This is a genomic window from Thermoleptolyngbya sp. M55_K2018_002 (assembly GCF_015295965.1).
GTDB classification, from domain to species: domain Bacteria; phylum Cyanobacteriota; class Cyanobacteriia; order Elainellales; family Elainellaceae; genus Thermoleptolyngbya; species Thermoleptolyngbya sichuanensis.
In genome coordinates this window covers 1-3928 of the sequence record NZ_DVEA01000038.1, presented here as the reverse complement: position 1 = coordinate 3928, position 3928 = coordinate 1, and the positions used below count along the sequence as shown (strand labels likewise).

At 57.7% G+C, this 3928-nt stretch carries 4 protein-coding genes; 2 read left to right on the top strand and 2 right to left on the bottom strand.

All coding sequences use genetic code 11. The features are described from left to right. The coding region (locus IGS51_RS01665) for a DUF3611 family protein (protein WP_297075165.1) at positions 1-599 on the top strand (599 nt) is incomplete at its 5' end. A gap of 114 nt (positions 600-713) precedes the next feature. On the opposite strand, the gene IGS51_RS01660 is transcribed toward IGS51_RS01665, so the two are convergent. Next, entirely contained in the window at positions 714-932 is a 219-nt protein-coding gene (locus tag IGS51_RS01660) for a hypothetical protein (RefSeq protein WP_297075166.1), read from the bottom strand. Positions 933-1899: 967 nt separating this feature from the next. Here IGS51_RS01660 and IGS51_RS01655 point away from each other — a divergent pair. Then, positions 1900-2292 (top strand): hypothetical protein, encoded by a 393-nt coding sequence (locus tag IGS51_RS01655; RefSeq protein ID WP_297075163.1) that lies wholly within the window; start codon positions 1900-1902, stop codon positions 2290-2292. On the opposite strand, the gene IGS51_RS01650 is transcribed toward IGS51_RS01655, so the two are convergent. Then, positions 2277-3928 (bottom strand): ShlB/FhaC/HecB family hemolysin secretion/activation protein (locus tag IGS51_RS01650; protein ID WP_297075161.1); only part of this gene is annotated, 1652 nt, incomplete at its 5' end. The two genes, IGS51_RS01655 and IGS51_RS01650, sit on opposite strands and share 16 nt — an antisense overlap.

Genomic DNA, 3928 nt, shown 5'->3' with positions numbered 1-3928 from the left:
TTGTCGCCGGAGTCTGTGTAGCGGGTGCGCGAGGGATGCAGACAAAACCAGACTTGCGATCGCCCGCTAATCGTGCCCTAGACCTGTCTCGCGCCTTTTGGTGGGTGGGCTTGCTGAGTGTGCTGCTGCAAATGGGGTTGGGTGCGGCGGCGGCGGCGGGGCTGGTGTCTGCGTCCCGGTCTAATCTGGTGCTGGATGAGCCGCCCGTGCGGGGCATTGGTATTGGCATTTTTTGGGCGGTGTGCGGCGGTGTGCTGCTGCTGGTGGCGATCGCCAATGCCTTTCGCTACATTCGCATTTCCCAGCGTCTCCGCCGCCTCGACCTGGAGCAACACCCCAAAACCAGTGCCCTGGTCAGGCTGCTGCGTGTGGGCATTGTGCTGGGTCTGGTCGGAGCGCTGGTCACACTGGTCGGCGCTGAAGTCAGCATCGCAACGCTGATGACCCAGGCCGAAACCTCATCTGCTTTGGCAAACACTCAGGGATTTGTGCGAATCCTCAACCTGCAAGTGGTTGCGGCAAACCTGCACCTAGTCGCCGCCCATTTTGCGGGGCTGACCCTCTCTCTCGGACTCTACGACTGGTTCCGGCGACAGTAGATCCGGACAGAGTAGGTTTCGGATGCAGTAGATTTGGACAGAAGAATCTACTAACTAATCGTCACCCAAATCTGCTGGTGCAAACGCCTAATGTGGGGCTAGTACAAATCCGCCTCAATACAAATCCGCCTCAAGCTGCCCCACAGGAATAAAGCACTCCTGCGGCAATAGAATGGGCTTCCCAGAAAAAATCAGCTTGCCCCGGTGCGTAAAGCGGTCAATCGCAACGCCAATTGGACGCTGCACCTGATCGGGATGCACTTCGTAGTAGGTGCGATAGATGTGGCGGGCGGCTTGCAGCAGCGAAGGGTCGAGCAGTGCCGAAAAGTCAATCTGTTCGGGGCGATCGGCAACCCGCGTATCTACAAAAGGCGTGCTAGAAGGCGTGCTGCGAGTGGAGGACTGTTGCGACGTGTACACCAAAACTTTCTCCCGGTGGTTTTCTAAATTTTCCCTGAGCAGGGGGCAAGCTAAAAGCGAATAGGAGGCGAACAGGTGGATTGAACCAATGGCTCATCGCGGCTCATCACGGCTTGTCACGGACAGACGGGCAGCTTGATATGGGTTCAATATAGTTCACCCATATTACCTTGAGCAAGGGAGGAACTGCGTGCCCATTGTGCTGCTTGCGTGCCCATTGCGTGCCCATAAGGATAGCGAAAAATCGTTGAACACGACGCACTGAATAAAACTCGATAAAACTCGATAAAACGCGATCTGCTGAATGTGCTGATTTTGAATGTGCTGATGTCCGTCGCGCTTGGTTGCTGCAATAGAAATTTACGCAGCCCCCGACGCAGGATCACCGGAATATCCCCTCATAGCAATGTAGTCAGTTCCAGAACCCAGGGTGTTAATCGTTTCCTCAGCTACCATTCCTTTCGGACGAGAGTCTTGGTTGGACGACGGTCCCGGTTGTTGTGCGATCGCCTTGAAGCCGCTCTACTCGCTTCGCAAGGGGTTACTAAAGGTTTCTTAGGTTTCTTTGCAGAATGGGTTGTTCTGGATGTCTCTCAGGTCTGCAACCCAGCCATCAGCAGCAAGAATAGGTAAACCGCTTGGGTCAATAGGGCTTTATTAAGCTCCCATAGCGGCGCGGTGGACTTCATCTGCATTGGCTCAATTCTTAGTCAGGATTTAGTCAAGACTTCTGGCGATTAGAGTCTTCAAGGTTTTTGGCTTCAAACCATCTCTTGCTTCGCAGTTTCTCGCTTCGCAGTTTCTCGCTTCGCAGTTTCTCGCCTCGCAATTTCTCGCCTCGCAATTTCTCACTTCACAGTTTCTCCGGAGGGCTTAACCTATGCCATTCATTGTTTTAGCGCTGCTGTTCCTTGGTGCGATTTTAAGCATTGTTGGTGGGCTTTGGGGATTGGTGTTGGCGTTCAGCGATCATGTTCTTTGGGGGGTTGCCTACCTGCTGGTGCCGTTTGCGTCGCTGGCGTTTTTCATCATGCGCTGGGGGCGAAAGTCGGTTCGGCAGGCCTTTTGGCTATGGTTGTCCGGGTTTGGCATGGTGCTGCTGAGCCTATTGCTGAGTGCCCTGATTGGGCAAAGCCTGCCGTCTCCAACATCATCGGGATTTGGCGATGATCTATCGCAACTGCCGGAGGGTACTGTACCCAAAGCACTCACGGAACAGCCCTCAGCCGCTCTGGAACCGTCCAGCGTCCTCAGCCCTCAAAATGGCGAATAGAGTACCGAGAAGTAGATGCCGCTTTCCTGGAGCGAGTCGCCTGACCCGGATAGCTCCACCAGCGGAATGCCCCAATCGACCCGGATAGACAGGCGATCGCCCTGTTGCCACAGCAGCCCAAGCCCAACGCCGACCAGTGTATCTGGCTGATTGTCGTTGCGCTGGCTGCTGTCGGCGTTCCAGACCGTGCCCGCATCGATAAAGGGAGCCAGTTGCAGCAGTCCGTCAATTTCGGGAACTCGCAGAATGGGTAGCCGCACCTCCGCCGACAGTAGCGCTCCGCTATCGGTCAGCAGGGCATCCTGGCGATAGCCGCGCACGCTCTCAGCTCCGCCCAGCCCAAACTGTTCCAGCGCAAGCAGCGAGTCGCCCGTCAACTGCACATCGCCCCGCAGCAAGAACAGGGTATCCGTCGCCAGCAGCCGCACCCACTGCCCCTGGCCACGCCAGGCAAAAAATCGGCTATCGGGTTCGCCGTCGTTTACCGTCGCGTCTAACCAATCCAGCCCCAGGCTAAACTGTGAGCGGGCCGCGAGAACCTGCTGGCGATTGCGCCGGGTCCACTCCTGCACAAACCGGAGGGCAGTGACGCGGGTGCGCCCCTGATCATCGGCTCCGGGTGAGGGAAAGCCCTGCTCGTCAGGAATTTCAAAGGTGGTGCGGCTGCGCTGGTGGGAAAGGGTAAGGCCGAGGGCAAATTCTTCGTTGGGCGATCGCCCCACAGGCTGTCGCAGCGAAAGTTCGGCATAGGGCGATCGCGAGGCAATATTCAGTTGATCAAACGGCTCTTCGATCACATCGCTGCGGGTGGTTCCGGCGGCGATTCGCAGTGTGCCGTCCTGCGGGTTTAGCGGAATCGTATAGCTGCCCGAAAATTCGTTGCTGCCGCTGGTGCGCGTATAGCCCACACTCAGCCCATCGCCATAGCCTAGAAAATTGGCGTGGTTGAACTGCGCCCGCTGCCGAAAGCTGCCCACGCTGGGCGATCGCCCATTATCTAGCGCCAGATCCAGGCTTACCGGGTCGGCTTCTTGCACGACGACTTGCAGCACATTGGTTCCGGTGCGCGTCCCCGCTTGCAGATCAGCAGACACGCTGCGAATCAGTGGGTCAAGCTGGAGCAGTTGCAGCCCCTCCAGCAGACTGTTGACGTTGAGCGGAGTGCCCGCCGCCCGCCGCAGCCGACTGCGGACGTAGCCCGCATCCAGCCGATTTAGCCCCGCCACGTTGATGGCTTCTAGGCGACCCTCGATGACCTGAATCGTAACCACGTAGCCGTCGGGCGTTTGCGGCAAGACCTGATCTGCCGGGACGATCGCCCCCGAACTGATATAGCCACAGTCGATGTAAAGCTGGGTGATGGCCGCCCGCGCCTGAAGCACCTGGGCAAAAGTGAGCGGTTGTGCGATTAAAACATCCGGCGAGTCTACACTGCGGGAACAGCGATCGCCCCCGTTTTCTGCCACGCTTCCACCACCCACCACAGACTGCTTCGCCACCGTTGCCAGCTTTTCGGCGCTAAACGCCGTGCTGCCCTGCACCACAAATCGGGCGATGGGCAGCGCCTCAGGGATTTCCGCAGGCAGGTCTTGCGATGGCGGCTCTAGATTGACTGGCGGCAGCAGTTCCTCTGGCG